Genomic DNA, 23,236 nt, shown 5'->3' with positions numbered 1-23,236 from the left:
GATCGCGGGGCCCGGCGGGGATCGCGAGGCTTGCCCCGCGGAGGTGGCGAAGCCCGGCCCGGCGGCGGGGTCGCGACGCCTGCCCGGCGGAGGGTGGCGAGGCCCCGCCCGGCGGGGGTCGCGAGGCTTGCTCGGCGCCGAGTCTGAGGGATGGTGCTCGGCGCCGGGCTTGGAGGTTGGGGCTCGGCGCCGAGCAGGTAGCTCTACTTGGCGGTGAGTTTGATCAGGGTTGCTGCGCCGGGTTCGAGGTCGACCGGCGTTGGGCCGACCGGCCGCGGAGTGTAGGAGTGGGTGGCTGGTTCGAAGGTTGCGACTGCGCCTACGGTCTGGGGGTTCGGGGTGATCACGGCGCGGGAGCGGGTGCTGTGGGAGCGGTTGGCGACCAGGAGCCAGCGATCGGTGGAGGCGGCGTCGCGAGACCGGAAAGTGCCGATGACTACTGGGTTCCCGGTGACTCCGGTGACCAAGTTTGTCGGGGTGAAGCCGACTGTGCCGTTGGGTAGTGGGGTTTCGTTGGCGTGGACAACGGTCTCGGAGACGAGTGGCTTGAGTTCGCGGCCGACTTGATGGAGCCAGGTGGTGTTGATCTTGCGCGCCGCGGCGTACCGAGGTGTACGACGTCCGTCAACAGTGATCAATGCGGGACCGAAGCCCTCGCCACGGGCGGCCTCGGGCGTCCAGTAGGTGAAGTACTGAATGCCTTTCGCGCCGTACGCGAGGCTGATGTTGACCTGCCAGAGCAGTTCGGCGGCGGTCGGCTCGCGGTGACCGTTGTACGCGAGGGTCTGGATGAAGACCCACGACGGGATGTCGCCGTGCAGGGCCGCGTCGCGGACGATCGTCCAGTTGTGGAAGTAGTTCGCGTCCTCGCGGCCCTCGGACAGTAGCGGATACCGATCGAAGGAGATCAGCGACGGCTTCACCACGTCGACGAAGCTGCGGTAGTACGCCGCGTCGTCGGACGGGAAGAGGTTGATGTACGGCAACAGTTGCGGTGCCAGTTCGCGTGAGATCGCGACGGCCTTGGCCAAGGTGGCAAACCAGCCGGCGCCCGGTTCGTCGTAAAGGTTGAAGCCGGCCAGGGACGAGAACGGGCCGTAGGCGTCGCGGGCCCGGGTGTAGAGGGCGCGGGCCTCGTCCGGGGTGACGCTGAGGAAGTCGGCCGTGTTGTCGGAGATCGAGAACCAGCGGGACATGTTGCGGATCTGGATGTCGTCGGAGATCAGCAGCTGCAGACCGGCGGTGCGGGCGAGGTCGAGCTGGTACTGGAAGATGTTCCCGTCGCCCGCGTAGTTGCCGGAGATGACGAAGTCGAACCCGGCGTCCTTGATCTCGGTGAACCGTTCGGCAGTGCTCGCATACGGGTGCGGCGGCCAGAACAAGCCGACCGGGAACTCCGGTCCACCCGTCAGCGGCAGGTCGTCGGGCGACGGGATCGCCGCGGAGGCGGAGGCCGAGACAGCGGCCGACCCGCCAGTCGCAGCGGACCCGGCAGTGGCGGAGCCAGACCCGGCAGAGCCAGACCCGGCAGAGTCGGAGGCGGAGGCGGTGGCGGAAGCAGGAAGGGCGGACGCGGCGGTGAGTGCCGTGGCGCCGGCTCCGAACAGAAGTGTGCGGCGGGAGGGGGCGAAAGCGCGGTGGGGGCTGTCCATGGTGCTCCTTCAAGGGCGGCTGACGGAGGGTGGAAATCAGGGGCGGCGGCGATGGGTGGAGACGGCTTCGCTGGTGGCGTCGAAGGCTTGTTCGGCCAGCGGGTAGTCGCGTTGAGCGACACCGAGGTACAGAGCGTCCAGCACGATCATCTGGGCGTGTCGGCCGGAGAGACCGCCGGTGCGGAAGGTGACGTCTCGGGCGGAGGTGACGAGGACGATGTCGGCGGTCCGGGCCAGGGGCGAGCGCGGATAGTTGGTGATGGCAACGGTCGTGGCGCCTTGGCGGCCGGCTCGTTCCAGTGGCTCGAGGACCTCGACCGTTTCGCCGCTGTGCGAGATGCCTACGGCAACATCCCCGGCTCCGAGCAGCGCCGCGCTGGTGAGTGCGTTGTGTACGTCGCTCCAGGTGTTGGCGCCGCGGCCGATCCGGTGCAAGCGCAGGCGGAGGTCCTCGGCGACGGACGCGGAGCCGGAGACGGCGTACATGTCGATTCGGCGGGCGTTGGAGATTGCTTCGACGGCGCGACCGAGGGCGTCGACGTCGAGCGACGCGACCGTGTCCTCGAGTGCGCGAGTGTCGGCTCGCAACAGCGTCCGCAGTACGTCGTCCAGCGAGTCATCCGGCCCGACCTCGGCGCCAGTCCCCCGCTCCCAGCTCAGACTGCTCCGCCCGCTCTCGGCCGCGAGCGCCAGCCGCAGCTCGGCGTACCCGGACAGGCCGAGCGCAAGGCAGAACCGGGTGACGCTCGGCAGCGACGTACCGCACCGGGCCGCCAACTGCCCGATCGTCGACGACGCCACCGCTGCCGGATCCCGCAGTACCTCGGTCGCGATCCGGGCCTGTACCGGACTGAGCGCCGGCAGCAGTCCATGGATCCGGGCCTCGAGGCTCGGCGGTGGCGTCGCGGCGACGGCGCTGGTCATGTGAATTATTCTCAGAGCATCCAACAACGAATTGCAAGAGTTCACACCGGGCAAAGACAAGACCCCCTCAGCCACGAGGGCCGAGGGGGTCTGTCGACAAGCAAAAGTCAGAACAACGCAGCCATCAACCGCCGCCGCGCCTTGATCACCCGGTCGTCGTCCGCGCCGACGACCTCGAAGAGCTCGAGCAGGTGCAGCCGGACCGCGTTCCGCTCGTCGCCCGAGGTCGCCTGGATGGTGCTGATCAGCCGGTTGAACGCGTCGTCGACGTGCCCGCCCATGAGATCGACATCGGCCACCAACTGCTGCGCCTCGATGTCCGTCGGGTTGTCGGCCGCGCGCGTCCGCAGGTCGGCGGGCACGTCCTGGGTGCGCTTGACCAGCTGCACCCGGGCCAGGCCCGACTTCGCCTCGGCGTCGGCCGGCGTCTCCTTCAGCAGCTCCTCGTACGCCGCGATCGCGCCGTCCAGGTCACCGGCACCGACCGCGTCCTCAGCCTTCTCGTACCGCGGATTCGGCGGCGGCTCCTCCTCGTCCTCCACCGAAGGTGCCGCGGGTCCGACGGGATCGGCCCGCCCGCTGATGCCGTTCGCGACCGCCACCGTGAGCAGCTGGTCGAGGTACCCACGCACCTCCGGGTCACCCAGAGGGCCCTGGAACAGCGGAACCACCTGACCCCGCAGTACGGCGATCACCAGCGGCACCGACTGTACGCCGACCGCCTGCGCCAGCTGTGGGTTCGCGTCGACGTCGATCCGGGCCAGCAGGAACTTGCCGGCGTACTCGGTCGACAGCTGGGCCAGCACTGGGCCGAGCGCGATCGACGCCTCCGACCGCGGCGACCAGAACTCGACCACCACCGGTGACTGGATGGACCGCTCGATCACATCGGACTGGAAGGTCGCCTCGCTGACGTTCAGCACATACGCCCCCGACGCTCCGCCACCGCCCGCCGGTGCGCCACCACCGGAGCCGGGCGGCGGGGCCGCGGGCTTGCGCAGGGACGACAGATCGATCGCCCCAGGACGGGAGAAGTTCGACTGACTCACCACTGCCCTCGCATTCCGGTCGCGCCAAGTTGGCGCTCACTGCGTACGTTCACAGGTCCATCCTCTACGACGCGGTGGAACCGTGTCGTGCCCGGGTCGCCAGCAGCAGTCTGGCGAGCCCACTCCGGGTGCCCGCCACGGCGAGCCGGTCACCGCCTCGGAGCAGTTTGCCGGACGCCGGTTTCCAGTCCCACGGGCCATCGTCCTGGCGCGCGAGCACCCGCAATCCGCCTTCCTCGTCCAGCTCGCTCAGTCGCAGGCCGACGGCGACCGAGCCCGGCTCGACGGTGACCTCGGTGAGCAGCAGAACCCGGCGACCGGCGGGGACCGTCACCTGGCTGCGCCGGTTCGCGGCGGCCGCGGCGATCGCCGGGGCGACCAGCATCGACACCGACCGGCTGTGGCCGAGCCCGAGCCGGCGCTCGACCCGCTGCGCCAGGTCGTGGTCGAACATCCGCATGGTGATCCGGGCGTCCGGGTTCAGGTCGCGGACGACCATCGCCGATTCCAGATTCGTGATGTCGCCGTCGGTGAGCGCGAGCACGGACAGACATCGCTGCACCCCGGCCGACCGCAGGGTCTCCTCGTTGCTGCTGTCGCCGATCACCACCGGGATCCGCAGCCGATGCGCGGTCTGTACGCCGGGCGCGTCCTCGTCATGCTCGACGCCGACCACCGCGACGCCCCGCTCGGCCAAGATCTCCAGCACTCGCGCGCCGACCGTCCCGAGGCCGCAGACGACCACATGGTTGCGCGGCCGGCCGCGGACCCCGCCGATCACCCGCGACAGTCGCGCACCGATCAGCGAGTCGACGATGACCGCGGTCAGCAGAGCCACCAGCACGATCCCGGTCAACTGAACCACGACGGCCGCGACCTTCGCCCACGGCGCCGCCTCGGAGAACGTGTCGTCCTCGATCCCCGCCGACGTCACCGCACCGGCGGCAAGATAGACAGCCCGCAGCCACTCGACCTTCGCGATGAAATGCGTCAGCACGGTCCCGGCCACCACGAGCAACGCCATCACCGCGGCGATCCGCCGTACTCGCCGATCGAAGATGTCGCCGGCCGCCATCAGCCAGCCGGCCCGCCGTACGTCCCTGGTCCGCCAGACGCTGCGAATGCCGGTGCCGAGCACGATGTCACCGCTCGGATCGGAGCTCGAGATCGGCAGCAGTTCCGGTGTCGCGGACGACGTTGTGTCGGCGAGCACGGTCAGATGCGGCTGCCGGATCAGGTCGGCCTGACCGGCGACCAGGCGCCGGCCACCGATCTCGAGCCAGGTGAGCTCGTCGTCCTCGAGTGCGTCGGAGACGAACGCGGGCGCGGCCAGCGACGGTCCGGAGATCACCACGCAGTCTCCGAGCAGGCTGTGCAACTGCTTGCCCAGTCGCGGGTTCACCATCTGCACGATGATGCGCAGATGGGGATCCATGTCGCGAGCGGTCAGCGCGGTGTGCACGTTGTGAACGTCATCGGTGTCCAGCAGCACCAGGGCCCGCGCAGTCGAGGCGTTGCCGTCCTGAGCGTCGACCCCGGCCCGGCGCAGCAGCGACTCGCTGATGACCCGGACACCCATCACCTGCGCGCCGAGCTCACTGATCCGGTCGTAGTGCCGCGACGCCGGGTTGACGACCGCGATCACCCGCTCGCCGGAGCTCACCAGCTCGGTGACGACCCGCAGCATGGTGCGGTCCGAGCCACACACGACCACACCACGCCCGTCCGCCGGGCCGATCGCCTCCCGGGCCTGCGATCCCAATCCGCCGGGATCCGCCAGGCCCGAGTCGGAGGAGGAACTCTCGTCAGAAGCGGGCGGGCTCTCGGTACTCGCCCCACTCGTCCCGAAGAACGTGACAGATTTCCCCCATCGTGGCCTCCGCACGCGCCGCCTCCAGCATGGGCTCGATCAGGTTGCCAGTACTCCTGGCCGCCTCCACCAGAGCCGTTAGCGTACGCCGGACGCGGTCCTCGTCACGGTGCGACTTGCGTTCCGCGAGCACCCGGCACTGCTCGACCTCGACCTCGTGGCTGACCCGGAGGATCTCCAGCTCGCCGGAGACGGTGTCCGTCAGCGTGTTCACGCCGACGATCTTCTTCTCGCCCTTCTCCAGCTTCTGCTGGTACTCGAAGGCGGCGTCGGCGATCTCGCCCATGAACCAGCCGTCCTCGATCCCGCGCAGGATGCCGCCGGTCATCGAGCCGTCCGGGCTCATCTCCTTGATCCGCTCGAAGATCTCCTCGGCCTCGGCCTCGATCTTGTCGGTGAGCGCCTCGACGAACCAGGATCCGCCGAGCGGGTCGGCGACGTTGGTGACGCCGACCTCCTCCATCAGCACCGACTGAGTGCGCAGCGCGATCTCGGCCGACTCCTCGCTCGGCAGCGCGAGCGTCTCGTCCAACGCGTTGGTGTGCAGCGAGTTCGTCCCGCCGAGGATGGCGGCCAGCGCCTCGACAGCCGTCCGTACGACGTTGTTGTACGGCTGCTGGGCCGTCAGCGACACCCCGGCGGTCTGGGTGTGGAACCGCAGCGACAGGGCCTTGTCGGTGCGAGCGCCGTACACATCGCGCAGCCAGCGCGCCCAGATCCGGCGGGCGGCGCGGAACTTCGCGATCTCCTCGAAGAAGTCCAGGTGGCTGTCGAAGAAGAACGACAGGCCCGGCGCGAACACGTCGATGTCGAGTCCGCGGGACAGCCCGAGCTCGACGTACCCGAACCCGTCGGCCAGCGTGTACGCCAGCTCCTGCCCGGCCGTCGAACCGGCCTCGCGGATGTGGTAGCCGGAGACGCTGAGTGGCTTGTACGCCGGGATGCGCTCGGCGCAGTACTCCATCAGGTCACCGATCAGGCGCAGGTGCGGTTCCGGTGGGAACAGCCACTCCTTCTGAGCGATGTACTCCTTGAAGATGTCGGTCTGCAGCGTCCCGTTGAGCTTGGTGATGTCCGCGCCCTGCCGCTCGGCGGAGACCAGGTACATCACGAACGCCGGTACGGCGGGGCCGGAGATCGTCATCGAGGTCGTGACGTCCTGCAGCGGGATGTCCTTGAACAGCCGGTCCATGTCGGCGGCCGAGTCGATCGCGACACCACAGTGCCCGACCTCGCCGAGCGCCTTCGCGTCGTCGGAGTCGCGGCCCATCAGCGTCGGCATGTCGAACGCGACGGACAGGCCGCCGCCACCGCCGTTCAGGATCATCTTGTACCGCTCGTTGGTCTGCTCGGCGTTGCCGAAGCCGGCGAACTGGCGGATCGTCCAGGTGCGGCCGCGGTAGCCGGTCGGGTACAGGCCACGGGTGAACGGGAACTCCCCCGGCCAGCCGATCCGCTCCATCCGCGGGTCGTCGACACCCTCGGGAGGTCCGTACACCGGCGCGACCTCGGTACCGGAGAGTGTGGTGAAATCCGCCTCCCGCTTGCGCGCCGCGTCGTACCGCTGCTGCCACCGGCTCCGGCCGGCCGCGATCTGCTCGGCATCCATCAGTCAGACCTCCTAGGGGACTGGTTCCAAAATACTAGGACGTCCAACTATTTCCAATTCCCCGACTGACCCCGATCCGGCGAGATGATGCGCGCCAGGACCTGGGGAGGGATTCCGTGCGGACGTTGACGACCGGACCGGTCGGGGTGCACTACGGCCAGCTGTACGTCCAGAGCCACGAGTTCGTGTCGGACCTGGGCGCGTCCTTCGCCGGCCAGCAGAACGGGCTGTGCGGTGCGGCGGTGCCCGGGGCGCTGTTCCTGATCACCGGCCTGCACACCGGCGACGTCGGCTTCTCGGTCGAGCTGCACGACTCCGAACCACCGGTCGACGACGCCTGGGAGGAGATCGTCGAGGCGTCGTACACGCCGGTCGGCGCGACCACCGCGCTCGTCGGCTGGGCCGGCGAGTGGCAGCAGCCGCTGGACCTGGCCGAGACCGACTACCGGGTGCGGTACTGCGGAACCGGTATGGACGCCGGCCACGACAGCAACCGCCTCCACCCACTGCGGAGGAACGTGCCGAAGCGGAGCGCCAGGCCGGACTCGAGCAGGAGCGCAGCCAGGCCTTCCCCGCGCTAGCCGGCGACGAGTAGGCCTCCGCCGGTGCTAGCCGGCCAGGCGTAGGGAGCGGCGGTTGGCCTGTTCGCGGGGATCCGGGACGGGCGCCGCTTCCAGCAGGCGGATCGTGTACGGGTCCTGGGGTGCGCGCAGGACAGCTTCGCGGGTGCCTTGTTCGACCAGCTTGCCGTGGCTCATCACGGCGACCCGGTCGCAGACCTGATCGACCACCGCGAGGTCGTGGCTGATGAACAAGCAGGCGAAATGCAGCCGGTCCTGCAGCGACCGGAGCAGCTCGAGCACCGTCGCCTGTACGGACACGTCGAGTGCCGACGTGGGTTCGTCCGCGATCAACAGCCCGGGATCGAGCGAGATCGCCCTCGCGATCGACACGCGCTGCCGCTGACCGCCGGACAGCTCGTGCGGATACCGCCCGGCCCATCCACGCGGCAGCTCGACGCTGTCCAGCAGTTCCTCGACCCGTCCACGCAGCTCAGCGCCCCGTACGCCGCGATGTACGGCGAGTGGTTCGCCGATGGACTGACCGATCGTGGCGCGCGGGTTCAGTGAGCCGGCCGGGTTCTGGAACACCACGCCGATCCGGGACCGGGTCTGACGCGCGACCGAGGAGGACGCGGTGGTGAGCGCCTGACCATCGACCCGGACCTCGCCCGAGGTGATCGGTGCGAGGCCGAGCACGGACTTCCCGATGGTCGACTTCCCCGACCCGGACTCGCCCACCAGACCGGTGATCTCGCCGGGGTTGAGCGCCAGGTTCACGTGATCCACCGCAAGGACCGTCTTGCCGCGCCGGCCGCGGTACTCGACCACGAGATCCTCGACCGACAGGGCCGGCGTACCGTCCGTCGGTCCGGACGGCTTGTCGTCGCGCAGACCACCGCGCGGCACCGCGTCGAGCAGCGCCCGCGTGTACGGCTGGGTCGGCCGGTCGAACAGCTCGTGTACGTCGGCCGTCTCGACCACCGACCCCTTGCGCATGACAACGACGCGGTCGGCCACGTCCGCGACCACGCCCATGTCGTGGGTGATGATCATGATCGCCCCGGAGATCTCCGACCGCATCGCGAGCAGTACGTCGAGCACCTCCTGCTGGACGGTCACATCCAGCGCGGTGGTCGGCTCGTCCGCGATCAGCAGCTCGGGGTCACAGGCGACCGCGATCGCGATCATCACCCGTTGGCACTGACCGCCGGACAGCTGGTGCGGGTAGTACTTCAACCGCGACTCGGGCTCGGGGATCTCGACCATCCGGAGCAGCTCGATCGCCCGCTCCCGGGCCCGCCCGCGAGACAGCGCCGGGTGGTGCGCCCGGATCATCTCGATCAGCTGCGACCCGATCGTGAACACCGGGTCCAGCGCGCCGACCGGATCCTGGAAGATCATCGCGATCCGCCGGCCGCGCAACGTCGTCAGCTCCGCCCGCGACATCGACAGCACGTCATCGCCGCCGAAGCTGATCCGACCGCCGACAGTCGCGTTGGACGGCAGCAGCCCGAGCGCCGCCAGCGAGGTGACGCTCTTGCCCGATCCGGACTCCCCCACGACCGCGAGTACCTCGCCCGGCCGGACTGCGAAACTCACCTGGTCCACCGCGCGGTGCGTCGTACCGCCGACGGTGAAGTCGACGGTCAGGTCCTCGAACCGCAGGACGTCGCCCGTCACTCACCCTCCCCTTGATCGGACCCAGCGTCGAGTTTGTCCTTGTACTCCTGCCAGTCCACCAGCATCTTGCGGTGGTACGTCGCCAGCCACTCGAAGTAGTTGCGCGCGTTCCGCAGCCGCTTTCGCGGACCGGTCATACCTTCGGGCAGATCGGCGAGCATGTCCTCGAAGACCTGCCGTTGCTTGCCGAGGGACTTGCGCTCGCCGGCCAGGAAGCTCCCCCAGACGTCGTCCTCGACCTTGAAGTAGTGACTGCGATCCCCCGGTACGGCGTGCCGCGCGATGAACCCGAGATCGATCAGCCGCCGCGTCGTACTCGAGATCGAGCCCGCGCTGGCCGACAGCGCCCGGGCCAACTCGGCCGACGAGACGAACGGCTTGTTGCTGATCATCAGGTAGCCGAGCACCCGGCCCTCCATCCGCGGCGAGCCGGCCAGCTCTCTGAGCAGGGCGAACTGCTCGACGAACTCCGCGCGGCGCGGGTCCTCCTCCCAGGCCTCGTCGTCGACCGGCTTGTCATCCGTCATGACGACCTCCTGGCCTCAACGTGCACCTCGGCGTCCGCGATCTGCGCCGACCGGCGCGCCCGGAACACCTCGACCGGCCACCGCGAGCTCCCGCCGTACCGGACGACCTCGGGCTGTCCGTCCGCGTCCCAGGTGAACTCCACCTTCTCGCCGATCGACCCGAACCCGGCCGCCGGTACGACGGCCAGCGTGTTCTCGTCGATGACCTGGAGCTCCTCGTAGCTGTCAACCGGATCCGGCGCGGCCGGGAAGAACGCGACCAGCCGGCCACCCAGCAGCGCGATGCTCATCACACCCATCAGGTTCGCGAAGTTGCCGCAGAACCGGCGCCCGTCGATATCGCTCGGCACCGCGGAGCCGGCGGGAGCATTGGCCGCCAGGTCGAGCAGCTTGACCACGCCGGTCGCGAGGATGCCGGCCGGGCCGCCGATGCAGTTGGTGAGCACCGATACGACGATCTGGTCGACCGGGTCGATGAAGGTCCGGGTGATGTGGCCCGGATACCCGCCGCTGTGGCCGACCAGTCGGCGGTCGCCGACCTTCACGATGTCCAGGCCCAGCCCGTACCGGCCGATCTCGCGGCCGTGCGCGTTGACCAGGCTCTCGTCGCGCTGCAGCAGCCGCTTGCTCGCGTCGGTCAGCAGCTGATCCGCTCCGAAGAAGTGCGCGGCGCCGTACGACGTGAGGTCCTCGGCGGTCGAGTAGAAGCCGGTGGCCGCGGCCATCGCCCGGGTGTCGACGTGCGGGATGGTCTCGCGTACGTCGGAGCCGTCCAGCAGCCCGGTGTGACCACCGGCGTACTCACTGGCTCGTTCCGGGTCCCACTCCGCGCCGGTGTTCGCCAGGCCGAGCCGACCGGTGATGCTGGCGGCGACGTAATCGCCGTACGAGAGCCCGCTCGCGGACTCGATCACCAGGCCGAGCAGCGAGTAGCCGATGTTCGTGTACTTGAAGTGCTCGTTCGGCTCGAACACCTGGCCGTGGCTCAGGCACAGTTCCACCAGCGCCTCGCGGTCCGGGAACGGATCCATCAGCTGCCAGTAGTCCTTGTCGACGCCGTCGCGGATCACGCCGCCCTGGTGGCCGAGCAGCTCGCGCACGGTGACCGGCGCCAGCGCACTACCGGCCAGCTCGGGCACGTGCGCGTCGATCGGGTCGTCGAGGCGGACCTTGCCCTGCTCGACCAACTGCAGGATCGAGGTCGCGGTGAAGGTCTTCGAGTGCGACGCGATCCGGAACAGATGGTCGGTCCGCAGCGGCGTCCCGGCCACCTCGTCACTGTTCCCCAGGGCGGTCGACAGGACGATCTCGTCACCGACCCGGATCGCCGCCTGGACTCCCGGCGTTCGCAGGTAGCGGCGCTGGTACTCCAGCCAGCTCTCGATCGCGGGAGCGGCTTCACGAGCGGTGGTGAGGTCATACGAGGACAAGGCGGCGTCCGTTCTGTCGTGGGTGGTCATTCAGGAGCGTCCCTTCGGGTTGACCGCGTCGCGGAGTACGTCGCCGAGGGTGATCAGGCTCAGTACAGTCGCGGCGAGGAAGATGCCCGGGTAGATCAAGGTGTGCGGTGCCTGCTGGAACCTGGACTGCGCGGTGGCGAGTTGCAGGCCCCACGAGATCGACGGCGCCCGCAGGCCGAGGCCGAGGAACGTCAGCGTCGACTCCGCGACGATCACGCCCCCGACGGTCAGGGTGGCGACCGCGAGCACCGGACCGATCGAGTTCGGCAACACATAGTGACTGAGAATGCGGCTGGTCGGGAACCCCATGGCCTTCGCTGCTTGCACGTACTCCGCGTCCCGGGTCGCGCGGACCGTCGTACGCACCATCCGGGCCAGCGCCGGCCAGGAGAACAACGCGAGCACCAGCGCGACCGACAGGACCGACCGCTTGCCGAGACTGTTCAGTACGACGATCGCCCCGAGCAGGAACGGGAAGCCGAGGAAGACATCGGTCAGCCGGGCCAGCACCGAGTCGGCCCAACCACCGACGTACCCGGCGATGGTGCCGACTCCGACGGCGATGACGAGCGCGACCAGCGTGCACATCAGGCCGACCGCCAGCGACGCGCGAGCGCCGTGGACGACGTTTGCGTACACGTCGCAGCCCTGCAGGTCCTGACCGAACGGATGCCCGTGCGACGACGGACGAGCACTCGCCGAGATGTCGCACGCACGCGGATCCGGGGTGCCGAACCACCCGCCGACCCAACCCGGGAACAGCGTGAGCAACAGGAGTACGGCGAGCACGGTCAACGGCAGCCAGAACAACACGCGGCGCCGGACGGTCGCCCAGACCCCGCGCCCGGCGAGGGTGTCCTCCTCGACCGTCTGCACCAGCACCTGGTCAGTCATGGCGGATCCTCGGGTCGAGCAGCGAGTTGAGCAGATCGACGACCACGCTGGTGAGCAGGAAGATCAGGATCAGCGCGGTCGCGATGCCGACCACGGTCGGACCCTCGTGCACCCGGATCGACTGGAACAGCAACTGACCGACGCCGGGCAGGTTGAAGATTCCCTCGGTCACCACAGCGCCGCCGAGCAACGCGCCCAGGTCGATCGCCAGATAGGTCAGCACCGGGATCGACGAGTTCCGCAGTACATGGATGCCGACCACCCGGCGCCGGGTCAGGCCCTTGGCCCACAGCGCCCGGACGAAGTCCGAACTCATCGTGTCGACCACGCTCCCCCGGGTCAGCCGGGCCACCGCAGCCAGCCCGTACAACGCCAGCACGGTCGCCGGTAGCAAGTACGACAACGGCCAGCCGTCGGTCACCCCGGCGATCGGCAGCAACGACAGCTTCACGCCGAACACCAGTTGCGCGGTCACCGCCATCACGAAGATCGGCACCGAGGTGATCAGGATCGTCAGGATCAGTACGCCGCGGTCGATCCAGGTGTTCTTCCGCAACCCGGCGATCAGGCCGAGGCCGACGCCGATCACGACCTGGATCACCCACGCGGTCAGCGCGAGCCGGATCGTCACCGGCCACCGCGTCGCCAGTCGCTCCGCCACCGACCGGCCGCGGAAGTCGACACCCAGGTCGCCGGTCAGCAGATGACCGAGATAGCGCAGGTACTGCGACCAGAGCGGATCGTTCAGGTGGTAGAGCTCGCGGATCCGCTCGACCACCGCCGGGGACAGCGGCTGATCGCCCCCCAGGCTGGAGATCGGGTCGCCGGGCAGCGCGAACACGGCCGCATAGATGGCGAACGTGACGCCGAAGAACACCAGCACGAGTTCGATCACCCGTCGGACGGTGAAGCGCAGCATCAGCCCGCCTCCCGCCGTACGGCGTTCAGCAGCGTGAGGGTGGCGGCGTACTGGACTCCGACGAGGTCCTTGATCGGGACGGTCCGCAGCTCCTGGTCGAGGGCGGCGGCCTCGGCCTGCCACTCCCGGTAGAGCTCACGCATCCGCCGGCTCAGTGGGTGCAGTACGGCGGCCGCACTCCCCCGCGCGATCTCGCCCTCGAGCGAGCGAAGCAGCATGCCGCCGAACCTCAGCCGGAACGACCGGTGCACATCGGTCAGCCCGAAGGCCTCCGCGACCGTCGCCATCCGCGCGGGGTCCTCCTTCTCCGCCCGGAGCCGGTCGCGTACCGGCCGCTTGGCCAGATACGGGAGGAAGGCGTCGGTCGCCCGGACCAGTTGCGAGTCGTCGGACAGGTACGGGCGGGCCGCGTCGAAGATCTCGATCATCGCGTCGAGATCCTTGCCGAGGGCATCGGCCATCCGGGCCAGCACGTCGCGGTACGACGCGTCGCTCGGCGTCTGGTCGTCGTTCGCGGGATGCGTCCAGTACGGCAGCTCGGCGACCAGGCTGACCGTCCCGTGCCGCTCGGCGTACTCCGCCGACGACCCACCCGACGACGAGTACGGCGTCAGCCCGAGGCTCTCGGTGTAGTCGTACGTCGCCTTGGCCGAGATCATCTCGTAGACCGCCGGACCGAGCGGCCGCGCAACCGGAGTCTCGGGCTCACCGAGATCGAGTGGCAGCCCGAACGAGGCGGTGATCGCGTGCAACTCGTCGACGAAACCGCCGAGCTCACGGGTGACGTAGTAGTACACGCCACCGACCTCGGTGTTGTGCAAGGAGACGGCGACCACCGGCTCGAGCTCGTCGATCACCCGCATCAGCGCGAACGCCTCGGGCATCACCTGGTCGAAGTACGCGTTCTTGTACTGGAACGGGAACGACCACTCGACCTGCTCGGCCGGGGCCGGGCGGTAGAAGTGCTCGAGGCAGTTCACCCGGTTGAACGGACCGTCGAACCAGCCCTCGTTCAGGCGGGTGCCATCGGGGTCGATGCAGCCGATGATGTTCCAGCGGCAGCCGCCGCGGAGATCCTCGTCGGCGCAGAGATCCTCGGCCAGCCGGATCGCGGTCCAGAAGCCGATCGGTTCGTTCGGGTGCACCCCGGCGTACACGAGCGCCTCGTCGGGGCCGGTGCCGATCGAGTACATCGTGATCGGGTCGCCGAGGCGCGACGTACCGATCCTGCGACTGGTGACCAGGTCCGGGTGACGGCCGGCCAACTCGTCGAGGCGCTCGGTGATCTCGTCGACGCCCGGGAAGTGGTCCAGGTCGGGCACGCGGTGGGCCCGCTCCAGGATCTCCCGGAGCGGGCTGGTTGCCGTCATCAACTATCCGCCAGGGTGGTGTTCTCGAGTTCCAGGCTGCCCGCGCCCTCGGCCAGCTTGGCGATCCGGTCCGAAGTGGCGTAGGTGTACTTCTCGAAGAACATCGGCAGGGCCGGGAAGTCCTTGATGATCGCCTTCTGGACGTCGACGTACCCCTCGATCGCCTTCTGCGGATCGACCTGCGCGTCCGCCTTGGCCAGCAACTGCTCGACCTGCGGGGTGTAGTAGGGGATGCAGTTCACGCAGCCGCCGGCCTTGGTGTAGAAGGACCGCAGCGTGTTCTGCTGGCTCGCGTAGAGAGCGCCCCAGCGGGAGAAGTACGGGCCGCTCAGCTTCTTCTCGTTACGCAGCTTCTGGAACTCCGGGAAGTCGGTGGTGGGCGTCGCGGTGACGTCCTTGATACCGAGGTTCTGCCGGAACTGGTTGGCGTAGGCGTTGTAGAGGTCGTCGAGCCCGGCACCACCCGGGTAGCGGATCTCCATCTTGCCGCTGAAGCCGCCCGCCTCGGCCAGCAACTGCTTGGCCTTGGTGGGGTTGAACGTGCACAGCTCACCGCAGAGGCCCTTCGGCGTACCCGGCTCGCCCGGCGGGGTCAGCGCGGTGGCGGGCGTCCAGATGCCGCCGTAGATCACATTGCTGACGGCCTGGCGGTCGATCGCCATCGAGATCGCTTCGCGCACCCGGACATCGGAATAGCGCCTGTCCCACAGCGGCAGTCCGAGGTAGTTCATACCGAGGCCCTCGAAGACGTACGCACGGTCGCCGAAGTCCTTCTTCACCTGCGCCATCCGGGCCGCCGGGACGAAGATGATGTCGGTGTTGCCGGCCTGGACGTCGGTGTAGGCCGTGGTCATGTCGGTGTACGGCTTGAACACGATCTCGTCGATGCTCGGCTTCGGGCCCTGGTAGTTGGCGAAGGCCTTGACCGTCATCGGCTCGTTCTCGGTGTAGCTGCCGTCCATCTCGAACGGCCCGTTGCCGATCGGCTTCTTGCCGTAGCCGTCGAGATCCTTGTACGCCGCCTCGGGCATCGGGAAGAACCCGGTCTGTGCCTGCGACAACTGGGTCGGGAACTGCCCGTCGGGGCTCTTCAGCGTGACCGTGAAGGTGAGCTCGTCGACCACCTTGAGGCCGGACAGCTCCTTGGTCTTCGGCGCGCCCTTGGCCGGGTTGAGGGCGTCGTACCCGGCGATGTTGACGAGTTGGCCGCTGTTCTCCCAGGCGTTCGGGCCGTAGGCGACCGTGTTCCACGCCTTCACGTAGCTCTCCGCGGTGACCTTCTCGCCGTTGTGGAAGGTCCAGCCCGGGCGCAGCTTGACGGTCCAGTGCACGGCGTCGGTCGACTTCACCGACTCGGCGTTCAGGTAGGTCAGGCTGCCGTCGCTCTTCATGTAGGTGAGCGCGGAGAACAGCACCTTGTCCTGTGCGAAGGCGATGGTCTGACGGCCCGGGTTCAGCGTGACCGGGTCGTCGACGGCGAACGAGACCGACCTGACTCCGTCGGCCGGGGAGGCGGAACCGCCGCCGGAACAGCCTGACAGCGTGAGGGCGCCGGCGAGCAGGACGGCGGTCACCCGGACAGTACGGCGCTTCATGGGTCCTCCAGCTACTTCCGCGGCCGCAGGGCGGGCCGACTGTGTTCCCCCGATCCTGGATGCCCTGAGCTTGTAGCGCAATAGGGAAACTTGGGAAGTTTCAGTATGAAATGAACTCTTAGCGCGGACGTAACACTGGGCAAGACCTGGTTGAGGCAGGGTTCAAGCGTCGATCAGCTGAAGTCGCCGGCGTTGTGGCGGAGCGGTTCGAGCACCGACCAGAGCATCTTGAGCTGCTCGTCGCTGAGTCCGCTGAGGGCGAAGTCGGCGGCGACGAGGTCGGCGGTGGCCCGCTCGACCAGGTCCCGTCCGTCCTGAGTGATCTCGCACAGCACCGCCCGGCCGTCGTCCGGGTGTGGGGTCCGGGTCACCAGCCCGGCGGCCTCCAGCCGGCGGACGATCGACGTGACCGACGTCGGGTGGACCTGCAGCCGCTCCCCCATCTTCCCCAGCGGCAGCGACCCGCGCCGCGAGAACGTGAGCAGCACCAGCGCCTCGAACCGCGCGAACGTCAGTCCGTGCTTGCGAAGGATGTCGTCCAGTTCCCCGATGACGATCTGCTGCGCCCGCATCAGCGACGTGACGGCCCGCATCTGCTCGACCGCACCCCAGCGCCGCCGCCACTGCCGCGACGCCTCGTCGATCGGATCGAACGGCAACGCCCTCTTCCTCGCCATGAGCCGAAGGTTAGCTGGACACTAGGCACACCATGGCCAGACTCAGAGATTCGGACTTCCCGGCGCTCGGCACCGACGCGCCCGCGGAGCAGTTGATCAGCCTCCGCTTCCGCTGGTATCACCACCAAGCCAACCAAGCCCGTGTCGCGTACCGAGGGCTGGGCACCGTCCAGCTCGTCGCGGCTCTGTTCGTCGCGATCTCGGTCGCGATCAGCGCGCCCATCTGGCTCGCCCCGTCGCTCGGCGCCCTGATCGCGCTGGCCGAGGGGGTCCGGACGCTGTTCGGGTTCAAGGACTCGTATCCGACCTACCGCCGTACCGCCGAGGACCTGCGGAACGAAGCCTGGTTGTACGTCCAGCGGGCCGGCCGGTACACGACCGCCGAGGATCCGGCCAAACTGCTGACCGAACGCGTGGTGGAGATCAGCCACACCGAGACAGCCGACTGGGAAGAAGCGCTCAAGCAACGGAGCGTCTGAAAGTGTCTGTGGGGTCTGGGAGGGTCCGGGTATGACGTTGTCGACGGAGCAGGCCGAGTTCTATCTGGGGCACGTGCGGAGTGAGGGTGCTCGGCTGGGGGAAGTCGGACGGATGGGGCTGGAAGCGCCGGTGCCCAGTTGTCCGGGGTGGACCGTGGAGTCCGTACTGCGGCACGTGGCGCTGGTGTATGTGCAAAAGGTGGAGGTGCTGCGGCTCGGCGCGCTGCCCGACCCGTGGCCGCCGGACTTCGACGCACGGGACACGTTCGAGTGGTACGACGAGGCACTCGCGGCGATCGTGGCCGCGTTGGAGAAGGCCGGTACGTCGCTGGAGACCTGGACGTTCAGGCCGGACGACGCCACCTCGGGGTTCTGGTACCGGCGAATGGCGCTGGAGAGTGTCGTGCACCGGATCGACGTCGAGCAGGCGCATGACGTGGTCACACCGATCGCCGCCGAACTGGCGCTCGACGGTATCGACGAATTGCTGTTCCCGAACCTCGGTGGACCGTGGTGGGAGGAGGGCGACACCGCTCACCCACTCGACGCGACCGTTCGGGTCACCGCCGAGGGCCGCACCTGGACGATCAGCGCGGACAGCACCAGCGTCACCGTGCAGCAGGGCGCCCAGGGCGACGCGGCCGCCGAGATCTTCGGTCCACCCGACGCGGTGTTCCTGTGGTTGTGGGGCCGAGCCGACGCTTCCGCGATCCAGACCGCCGGCGAGGCGAGCGTCGTACAGGAGTTCCGTGCGCGGGTCGCGGAGGCCACTCGCTGACGGATGTCCTGTTCGCGGGTTGCTGTTCGTTCACTTGCCGAGGGACCACAGTGGATCCTGAAGCACGGAAAGGAGTGGGCTGATGGCGCAGTACCTGGCGCTCGTTTACAGCGCGGACGTGGACTGGTTCGCACCTGAGCAGGCCGAGGAACTCGCGGAGTACCGGCGGTTCCAGGACGAGAACGCCGGCCTGATCACGGCCAGCGCGGTGCTCCATCCGACCAGTACGGCGACCGTCGTACGGGTGGAGGGCGCTCGCGGCGGGAAGGTCGTCACCACCGACGGGCCGTACGCCGAGACGAAGGAAGCACTGACCGGCTACTACCTGGTCGAGGCCGAGGACCTGGAGGCGGCGATCGCGATCGCCCAGCAGATCCCGTCGGCCTGGAACGGCGCGGTCGAGGTGCGCCCGGTGATCCGGGCCCGCTGAAGACTCCGGCGATGGAGCCAGGGCACGATGCGGTGGCCGAGACGGTCCGGGTCGAGGGGACACGCATCCTCGCGACGCTGATCCGGACCGTCGGCGACGTGCAACTCGCCGAGGACGCCGTCCAGGAGGCCACCCTGGCGGCCCTCGGCGCCTGGCCGGTGACCGGCGTACCGCCCGAGCCGCGCGCCTGGCTGACCGTCACCGCCCGGCGCAAGGCGATCGACATCATCCGGCGCGAACGGGCGCGCGCCGACAAAGAACGTGACAGCACCCAGCTGATCGAGCTCGGCCGCACCGACATCGTCCCGGCCGACGTCGTCCAGGACGACCTCCTGCGGCTGATCTTCACCTGCTGCCACCCTGCGCTCTCACCACCGACCCGGGTCGCGTTGGCCTTGCGCACCTTGTGCGGACTGTCGCCCACGCAGATCGCCGGCGTCATGCTCACCACCGAGGCCGCGACCGCGAAGCGCCTCACCCGGGCGCGGCAGAAGATCGCCGCCGCCCGCATCCCGTACCGGGTGCCGCCCGAGGCCGAACTCCCCGAGCGCCTGCCCGCAGTCTGTGGCGTCGTCCACAGCCTCTACACCTCCGGCCACGCTCCGGTCGAAGGCCAGACGGCGTACGACGTCGACGTCTGCGCGGAGGCGATCAGATTGGCAGAGCTCCTGCACGAGCTGCTACCCGAGCAGCCGATGCCGACCGCCGTACTCGCACTGCTGCTGCTCACCGAGGCGCGCCGGCCTGCCCGCCTGGACGCCGAGGGTGAGGTCGTCACGCTCGACCAGCAAGACCGCGGCCGCTGGGACAACGCCGCGATCGCCCGCGGGATCGACCTTCTCAACGACTCGCTCCTGCGCTCGAACCAGCAGGCGGACGCCTACCAACTCCAGGCCGCCATCGCGGCCGAGCACGCCCGCGCACCCAGCTACGACACCACCGACTGGACGGAGATCCTCCGCCTGTACGAGCTCCTCGTGTCGGTCGCGCCCAGCCCGGCAGCCGACCTGGGCCGCGCGGTCGCGGCCGCCGAAGCACAAGGCACCACAGCGGGACTCGCTGTGCTCAGCGAGCTCACGCCCAGCCCACGCCGGCACGCCGTCCGCGCCGAGCTATTGGCTCGCGACCACCGGTACGACGAAGCAGTCGAGGAACTCACCAAGGCGCTGGCAGGTCCGTCGACCGACGCCGAACGACGCCATCGCGAGCGTCGCCTCGAACTCTTCCGAGCCGCGGCGGACTGATCTCAGTCCTCGTCGGTCCAGTTGCCGCGCTCGCTGTTGAAGATCGACTTCGACGCCGAACCCGAGGAGGGTGGCGGACCACTGCGCCGCGCCGGCGCGGGTGCGGGCACCGTGGTGGTGATCTCCTGCGCGGAGTCCATCCCGATCGGACCGGTGCCGTCGTCGTCGGAGTCGTCGTCGCCCTCCACCACGTCGACGCTGGCCGACGCGCGCAGACCGGTGCGCTGGATGACGCGCTGGATGGTCAGGTCACGGTCGTCGGGACGGCTGACCCACCTGATCTCGCGGAAGCCCTGGTCCTGCGCCGCGGACTCGAACACGAAGTGGCCGTACCCGAGGATCCGGCCGATGCTCGGCTTCTTCAGGGTGATGTCGAGGACCCGCGCGATCGGAGTCGTCGCGACGGTCTGGGAGAAGACGCCACGGATCCGCATGACCCGCATGTTGGTGACCACGAACCGGTCCCGATGGTGGGTGAGGAACTGCCAGAAGGCATGCGAGAGCAGCACCAGCACGAGCGCCAGCACGATGGGCTGGCCGCCGATCGGCGTGGTCACCATCGCGATCAGCAGGGCGGTCGCCAGCGCGACCTCGAGCATCGGCACCGAATACACCACCCAGTGCTGCCGGACCTCGTCGATGACGACCTCGCCCTCGTCCGCGATCAGGTGCTTGCGGACCTTCGGGTCGAAGATCCGGAACAGGCCTATGCCGGCCATCCACTCACTCCCCTACCACCCTCTCTGGCCATCGCAGCCGGCCGCTCCGCGGCCCCTACAGCCAAGTGTCCCGCACGATTGCTCGTAACGGGACACTCGGAGTGCAGATCAGCTGAACAGCGCGGTCAAGAAGGTGATCACACTCGAGAACGCGTCGCCGATAGCGGAGAACGCGCCTCCCACCGCATCGGCGGCGTTCGCTGGCTGAGTGAACAGATAGAAGGCGGCAAAGGCGATGACCGACCAGATCAACAGCTTCTTCGGCATGTCACCACTCCTCGTTCGCAACCACTCGGTCGACTGTGTTTGAGTTTGTATCACGGACCGTCACCAATTGTCACTGACTGAACACAGCCCACCGCACAATGCTCACCAGCTACAAGGTCCATTCTGTAACGGATTCGGGGGCATGGCACCCACCGGCGCGCCGCCGTGAGACGTCCATCGCACCGTACTCCGGAAATCCTGCGGAGTTTGCCCGATTTCGGAACAACCATTGGATGAACGCCAGGGAAAGACACAATGTGACAGTCCGTGGTCGAATGTTGCACGTGGCGTTGATCAGAGCGCCGCGATCAACTCGTCCGCGGCCGTGTACGGGTCGGTGTTGCCCTCGGCGACCTTGGCGGCCAGTACGTCGAGCCGCGCGTCGCCGTGCAGGTGCGCGAACCGCGACCGCAGAGCGGTCATCGCGATCGCCTCGATCTCGTCCCGGGCCCGGCTCCGGCGCCGTTCGTCCAGGACGCCGTTGGACCTCATCCAGGCCAGCCGATCCTCGATCGCCGCCACCACCTCGTCGACCCCTTCGTTGCGCGAGGCAACGGTCTTCAGGATCGGCGGCGACCAGGCGCCTTCGGGCCGTTCGGCCAGCGCGAGCATGTGCCGCAGGTCGCGGGTGACGTTCTGCACGCCGTCCCGATCGGCCTTGTTCACCACGTAGATGTCGCCGACCTCGAGGATGCCGGCCTTCGCCGCCTGGATCCCGTCACCCATCCCCGGCGCCAGCAGGATGAGGGTCGTGTCCGCCATCCCGGCGATCTCCACCTCGGACTGGCCGACGCCGACGGTCTCCACCAGGACGACGTCGTACCCGGCCGCGTCGAGCACCCGCAACGCCTGCGGGGTCGACCAGGCCAGTCCACCGAGATGCCCACGCGAGGCCATCGACCGGATGAACACCCCGGAGTCGGTCGCGTGGTCCTGCATCCGCACCCGGTCCCCGAGCAGCGCACCACCGGAGAACGGTGACGACGGGTCGACCGCGAGCACACCGACCCGCTTCCCGGTCTCCCGGTACGCCGTGACGAGCGCCGACGTCGACGTGGACTTCCCGACGCCGGGTGAGCCCGTGATGCCGACGATGTGCGCATGACCGGCGTACGGCGACAGGGCCGCCATCACCTCACGCAGCAACGGCGATTCGTCCTCGACCAGTGAGATCAGCCGGGCGACGGCCCGGGAGTCACCCTCCCGGGCCCGCTCGACCAGCTCCGAGACCGGTGCGGTCCGGCGCGGCATCAGCTCTTCGGGACCCGGACGATGAGCGCGTCGCCCTGGCCACCGCCACCGCACAGTGCGGCCGCGCCGACGCCACCGCCGCGCCGGCCCAGCTCGAGCGCGAGGTGCAGGACCAGGCGGGCACCGGACATCCCGATCGGGTGTCCGACCGCGATCGCGCCGCCGTTCACGTTGACCTTGTCCGGATCGACCTTCAGCTCCCGCGTGGACGCGATCCCGACCGAGGCGAACGCCTCGTTGATCTCGATCAGGTCGAGCGCGGCCGGCTCGATGCCTTCCTTCTGGCAGGCCTTCGCGATCGCGTGCGCGGGCTGGCTCTGCAGCGTCGAGTCCGGCCCGGCCACCGAGCTGTGGGCGCCGATCTCGGCGATCCAGCTCAACCCGAGCTCCTCGGCCTTCGCCTTGCTCATCACCACCACGGCGCAGCCGCCGTCGGAGATCGGCGACGACGACCCGGCCGTGATCGTGCCGTCCTTGCCGAAGGCCGGACGCAACCTGGCCAGCGCCTCCACGGAGGTGTCACTGCGAACGCCTTCGTCGCTGTCGACCACGATCGGGTCGCCCTTGCGCTGCGGCACCTCGACCGGGATCACCTCGTCGGCGAACAGACCGTTCTTCCAGCCCTCGGCGGCCCGCTGGTGCGAGCGCACGGCGAACTCGTCCTGCTCCTCGCGGCTGAGCTTCAGGCCCTCGTTGTTGGCCTGGTCGGTGAGCGCCCCCATCGGCTGGTCGGTGAACGCGTCCCACAACCCGTCGTACGCCATCGAGTCGACCAGGGTGGTGTCGCCGTACTTGAACCCCTCGCGGGACTTCGGCAGCAGGTGTGGCGCGTTCGTCATCGACTCCATCCCGCCGGCGACGACGATGTCGTACTCACCGGCACGGATCAGCTGACTGGCGAGCGCGATCGCGTTCAGGCCGGACAGGCAGACCTTGTTGATGGTGATGGCCGGGACGTTCATAGCGATGCCGGCCTTGACCGCGGCCTGCCGGGCGGCGATCTGACCGGCGCCGGCCTGCAGCACCTGGCCCATGATCACGTACTCGACCTGGTCCGGCGCGACGCCGGCCTTCTCCAGTGCGCCCTTGATCGCGAACCCGCCGAGGTCGGCGCCGGTGAAGCCTTTGAGGCCACCCAGCAGCCGCCCGACCGGGGTCCGCGCGCCGGCGACTATGACAGTGGTGTTCGCTGAACTACGGGTGGCGTCAGACATGTTGTCACGATACCTGCGACCGCACTGGTACGCCGCTGTCGATCAAGTCACACGCGTCGTGTCAG

General features: G+C 68.7%; 22 protein-coding genes. 5 read left to right on the top strand and 17 right to left on the bottom strand.

Annotated elements, in window-relative coordinates; translation table 11 throughout:
- Positions 1-203: 203 nt before the first annotated feature.
- The 5 genes from OG817_RS05745 to OG817_RS05725 form a co-directional block, all read right to left on the bottom strand.
- Entirely contained in the window at positions 204-1,652 is a 1,449-nt protein-coding gene (locus OG817_RS05745) for a hypothetical protein (RefSeq protein ID WP_406052636.1), read from the bottom strand.
- Positions 1,653-1,688: 36 nt separating this feature from the next.
- Complete coding sequence (locus OG817_RS05740; RefSeq protein ID WP_396393911.1) at positions 1,689-2,576, bottom strand: MurR/RpiR family transcriptional regulator; 888 nt, start codon at positions 2,574-2,576, stop codon at positions 1,689-1,691.
- Between the two features lie 107 nt (positions 2,577-2,683).
- A complete protein-coding gene (locus OG817_RS05735) occupies positions 2,684-3,625 on the bottom strand; it encodes a co-chaperone YbbN (protein WP_396393910.1) in 942 nt (313 codons plus the stop codon).
- 64 nt (positions 3,626-3,689) lie between these two features.
- On the bottom strand, positions 3,690-5,387 hold the full coding sequence (locus OG817_RS05730) for an NAD-binding protein (RefSeq protein WP_406052634.1): 1,698 nt from the start codon (positions 5,385-5,387) through the stop codon (positions 3,690-3,692).
- Between the two features lie 43 nt (positions 5,388-5,430).
- Positions 5,431-7,104, bottom strand: a complete 1,674-nt coding sequence (locus OG817_RS05725) for a methylmalonyl-CoA mutase (protein WP_406052632.1) — start codon at positions 7,102-7,104, stop codon at positions 5,431-5,433.
- Between the two features lie 116 nt (positions 7,105-7,220).
- Here OG817_RS05725 and OG817_RS05720 point away from each other — a divergent pair, with 116 nt between their 5' ends.
- Entirely contained in the window at positions 7,221-7,685 is a 465-nt protein-coding gene (locus OG817_RS05720) for a hypothetical protein (RefSeq protein ID WP_406052630.1), read from the top strand.
- Between the two features lie 27 nt (positions 7,686-7,712).
- Here the strand turns inward: OG817_RS05720 and OG817_RS05715 are convergent, their stop codons facing one another.
- The 8 genes from OG817_RS05715 to OG817_RS05680 all read right to left on the bottom strand — a co-directional run bounded on the left by OG817_RS05715 (position 7,713) and on the right by OG817_RS05680 (position 16,789).
- On the bottom strand, positions 7,713-9,347 hold the full coding sequence (locus OG817_RS05715) for a dipeptide ABC transporter ATP-binding protein (protein WP_406052628.1): 1,635 nt from the start codon (positions 9,345-9,347) through the stop codon (positions 7,713-7,715).
- A complete protein-coding gene (locus OG817_RS05710) occupies positions 9,344-9,874 on the bottom strand; it encodes a GbsR/MarR family transcriptional regulator (protein ID WP_406052627.1) in 531 nt (176 codons plus the stop codon). The genes OG817_RS05715 and OG817_RS05710 overlap by 4 nt, the downstream gene beginning before the upstream one ends.
- A complete protein-coding gene (locus tag OG817_RS05705) occupies positions 9,871-11,334 on the bottom strand; it encodes a serine hydrolase domain-containing protein (RefSeq protein WP_406052625.1) in 1,464 nt (487 codons plus the stop codon). Before OG817_RS05705 ends, OG817_RS05710 begins: the two co-directional genes overlap by 4 nt.
- Positions 11,335-12,228 (bottom strand): ABC transporter permease, encoded by an 894-nt coding sequence (locus OG817_RS05700; RefSeq protein ID WP_406052624.1) that lies wholly within the window; start codon positions 12,226-12,228, stop codon positions 11,335-11,337.
- Positions 12,221-13,147, bottom strand: a complete 927-nt coding sequence (locus OG817_RS05695) for an ABC transporter permease (protein ID WP_406052622.1) — start codon at positions 13,145-13,147, stop codon at positions 12,221-12,223. The genes OG817_RS05700 and OG817_RS05695 overlap by 8 nt, the downstream gene beginning before the upstream one ends.
- On the bottom strand, positions 13,147-14,517 hold the full coding sequence (locus OG817_RS05690; RefSeq protein WP_406052620.1) for a M14 family zinc carboxypeptidase: 1,371 nt from the start codon (positions 14,515-14,517) through the stop codon (positions 13,147-13,149). Before OG817_RS05690 ends, OG817_RS05695 begins: the two co-directional genes overlap by 1 nt.
- Positions 14,517-16,112 (bottom strand): ABC transporter substrate-binding protein, encoded by a 1,596-nt coding sequence (locus OG817_RS05685; RefSeq protein WP_406052618.1) that lies wholly within the window; start codon positions 16,110-16,112, stop codon positions 14,517-14,519. Before OG817_RS05685 ends, OG817_RS05690 begins: the two co-directional genes overlap by 1 nt.
- A 173-nt stretch (positions 16,113-16,285) precedes the next feature.
- Positions 16,286-16,789 (bottom strand): MarR family winged helix-turn-helix transcriptional regulator, encoded by a 504-nt coding sequence (locus OG817_RS05680; RefSeq protein WP_396393900.1) that lies wholly within the window; start codon positions 16,787-16,789, stop codon positions 16,286-16,288.
- 32 nt (positions 16,790-16,821) lie between these two features.
- Here OG817_RS05680 and OG817_RS05675 point away from each other — a divergent pair, with 32 nt between their 5' ends.
- The 4 genes from OG817_RS05675 (at position 16,822) to OG817_RS05660 (ending at position 19,720) form a co-directional block, all read left to right on the top strand.
- The gene (locus tag OG817_RS05675) at positions 16,822-17,268 is read left to right on the top strand and encodes a DUF4231 domain-containing protein (protein ID WP_396393899.1); all 447 of its coding nucleotides are present in this window, start codon (positions 16,822-16,824) and stop codon (positions 17,266-17,268) included.
- Between the two features lie 31 nt (positions 17,269-17,299).
- The gene (locus tag OG817_RS05670; RefSeq protein ID WP_406052616.1) at positions 17,300-18,046 is read left to right on the top strand and encodes a maleylpyruvate isomerase family mycothiol-dependent enzyme; all 747 of its coding nucleotides are present in this window, start codon (positions 17,300-17,302) and stop codon (positions 18,044-18,046) included.
- An 82-nt stretch (positions 18,047-18,128) separates the two neighbouring features.
- Positions 18,129-18,476 (top strand): YciI family protein, encoded by a 348-nt coding sequence (locus tag OG817_RS05665; protein WP_131355674.1) that lies wholly within the window; start codon positions 18,129-18,131, stop codon positions 18,474-18,476.
- An 11-nt stretch (positions 18,477-18,487) separates the two neighbouring features.
- Complete coding sequence (locus OG817_RS05660) at positions 18,488-19,720, top strand: RNA polymerase sigma factor (protein WP_406052614.1); 1,233 nt, start codon at positions 18,488-18,490, stop codon at positions 19,718-19,720.
- A gap of 2 nt (positions 19,721-19,722) precedes the next feature.
- Here the strand turns inward: OG817_RS05660 and OG817_RS05655 are convergent, their stop codons facing one another.
- The 4 genes from OG817_RS05655 to OG817_RS05640 all read right to left on the bottom strand — a co-directional run bounded on the left by OG817_RS05655 (position 19,723) and on the right by OG817_RS05640 (position 23,171).
- Entirely contained in the window at positions 19,723-20,439 is a 717-nt protein-coding gene (locus tag OG817_RS05655) for a PH domain-containing protein (RefSeq protein ID WP_406052613.1), read from the bottom strand.
- Positions 20,440-20,547: 108 nt separating this feature from the next.
- Positions 20,548-20,706: a hypothetical protein gene (locus OG817_RS05650; RefSeq protein WP_360440442.1), complete on the bottom strand. Its 159-nt coding sequence runs from the start codon at positions 20,704-20,706 to the stop codon at positions 20,548-20,550.
- 294 nt (positions 20,707-21,000) lie between these two features.
- Positions 21,001-21,957 (bottom strand): methylmalonyl Co-A mutase-associated GTPase MeaB, encoded by a 957-nt coding sequence (gene meaB, locus OG817_RS05645; RefSeq protein WP_360440439.1) that lies wholly within the window; start codon positions 21,955-21,957, stop codon positions 21,001-21,003.
- Complete coding sequence (locus tag OG817_RS05640; protein WP_406052610.1) at positions 21,957-23,171, bottom strand: acetyl-CoA C-acetyltransferase; 1,215 nt, start codon at positions 23,169-23,171, stop codon at positions 21,957-21,959. The genes meaB and OG817_RS05640 overlap by 1 nt, the downstream gene beginning before the upstream one ends.
- Positions 23,172-23,236 lie beyond the last annotated feature (65 nt).

The sequence above is a fragment of the Kribbella sp. NBC_00889 genome (assembly GCF_045207705.1).
In the GTDB taxonomy this organism is placed as follows: Bacteria; Actinomycetota; Actinomycetes; order Propionibacteriales; family Kribbellaceae; genus Kribbella.
The sequence above is the reverse complement of the archived record's forward strand: the minus strand, read 5'-3'. Positions and strand labels throughout refer to the sequence as shown.

Coding starts and splice junctions, on each gene's coding strand:
- OG817_RS05745 (WP_406052636.1), bottom strand. CDS start 1,652: ATGGACAGCCCCCACCGCGCTTTCGCCCCCTCCCGCCGCACACTTCTG.
- OG817_RS05740 (WP_396393911.1), bottom strand. CDS start 2,576: ATGACCAGCGCCGTCGCCGCGACGCCACCGCCGAGCCTCGAGGCCCGG.
- OG817_RS05725 (WP_406052632.1), bottom strand. CDS start 7,104: ATGGATGCCGAGCAGATCGCGGCCGGCCGGAGCCGGTGGCAGCAGCGG.
- OG817_RS05710 (WP_406052627.1), bottom strand. CDS start 9,874: ATGACGGATGACAAGCCGGTCGACGACGAGGCCTGGGAGGAGGACCCG.
- OG817_RS05705 (WP_406052625.1), bottom strand. CDS start 11,334: ATGACCACCCACGACAGAACGGACGCCGCCTTGTCCTCGTATGACCTC.
- OG817_RS05700 (WP_406052624.1), bottom strand. CDS start 12,228: ATGACTGACCAGGTGCTGGTGCAGACGGTCGAGGAGGACACCCTCGCC.
- OG817_RS05695 (WP_406052622.1), bottom strand. CDS start 13,147: ATGCTGCGCTTCACCGTCCGACGGGTGATCGAACTCGTGCTGGTGTTC.
- OG817_RS05690 (WP_406052620.1), bottom strand. CDS start 14,517: ATGACGGCAACCAGCCCGCTCCGGGAGATCCTGGAGCGGGCCCACCGC.
- OG817_RS05685 (WP_406052618.1), bottom strand. CDS start 16,112: ATGAAGCGCCGTACTGTCCGGGTGACCGCCGTCCTGCTCGCCGGCGCC.
- OG817_RS05680 (WP_396393900.1), bottom strand. CDS start 16,789: ATGGCGAGGAAGAGGGCGTTGCCGTTCGATCCGATCGACGAGGCGTCG.
- OG817_RS05675 (WP_396393899.1), top strand. CDS start 16,822: ATGGCCAGACTCAGAGATTCGGACTTCCCGGCGCTCGGCACCGACGCG.
- OG817_RS05670 (WP_406052616.1), top strand. CDS start 17,300: ATGACGTTGTCGACGGAGCAGGCCGAGTTCTATCTGGGGCACGTGCGG.
- OG817_RS05665 (WP_131355674.1), top strand. CDS start 18,129: ATGGCGCAGTACCTGGCGCTCGTTTACAGCGCGGACGTGGACTGGTTC.
- OG817_RS05660 (WP_406052614.1), top strand. CDS start 18,488: ATGGAGCCAGGGCACGATGCGGTGGCCGAGACGGTCCGGGTCGAGGGG.
- OG817_RS05655 (WP_406052613.1), bottom strand. CDS start 20,439: ATGGCCGGCATAGGCCTGTTCCGGATCTTCGACCCGAAGGTCCGCAAG.
- OG817_RS05650 (WP_360440442.1), bottom strand. CDS start 20,706: ATGCCGAAGAAGCTGTTGATCTGGTCGGTCATCGCCTTTGCCGCCTTC.
- meaB (WP_360440439.1), bottom strand. CDS start 21,957: ATGCCGCGCCGGACCGCACCGGTCTCGGAGCTGGTCGAGCGGGCCCGG.
- OG817_RS05640 (WP_406052610.1), bottom strand. CDS start 23,171: ATGTCTGACGCCACCCGTAGTTCAGCGAACACCACTGTCATAGTCGCC.